Source organism: Brevundimonas sp. TWP2-3-4b1, assembly GCF_049897665.1.
Taxonomy (GTDB): domain Bacteria; phylum Pseudomonadota; class Alphaproteobacteria; order Caulobacterales; family Caulobacteraceae; genus Brevundimonas; species Brevundimonas subvibrioides_B.
In genome coordinates, this window is record NZ_JAFCWQ010000078.1 from 1 (window position 1) to 585 (window position 585).

Annotated in this window: 1 protein-coding gene; it reads left to right on the plus strand. The window is 63.4% G+C overall.

The annotated features are described in order from the left end of the window. Window positions 1-585, plus strand: a 585-nt coding sequence (locus tag ACP7A5_RS18000; protein ID WP_426043170.1) for an IS630 family transposase, incomplete at its 5' end; no start/stop codon positions are given.

The following is a 585-nucleotide window of genomic DNA, read 5'->3' on the forward strand; positions in this document are numbered from 1 at the left end:
CCACCGGCCCACGCCGTGGTGCTCAGCGTCGATGAGAAGTCGCAGATCCAGGCGTTGGATCGCACCCAGCCGGGTCTGCCGATGAAGAAGGGCCGCGCCGGGACCATGACCCACGACTACAAACGCCACGGCACGACCACCCTCTTCGCCGCCTTCGATGTGCTGGAGGGCAAGGTCATCGGCCGCTGCATGCAGCGCCACCGGCATCAGGAGTTCATCCGGTTCCTGAACGCCGTCGAGCGCGAGGTCCCGGCCGGAAAGACCATCCACGCCATCCTCGATAACTACGCCACCCACAAACACCCCAAGGTGATCGCATGGCTGGGCCGTCATCCGCGCTGGACGTTCCACTTCACGCCAACTTCGGCCAGCTGGCTTAACGCCGTCGAGGGCTTCTTCGCCATCCTCACCAAGCGCCGCCTCAAGCGCGGTGTCTTCAAGGGCGTCGTCGATCTCCAGGCCGCCATCAACCGCTTCGTCGTCGATCACAATCAGCAGCCCAAACCCTTCGTCTGGACCGCCGATCCAGACAAAATCATCGCCGCCGCTAACCGCGGGCACCAAGTGATGGAATCAATCCACTAG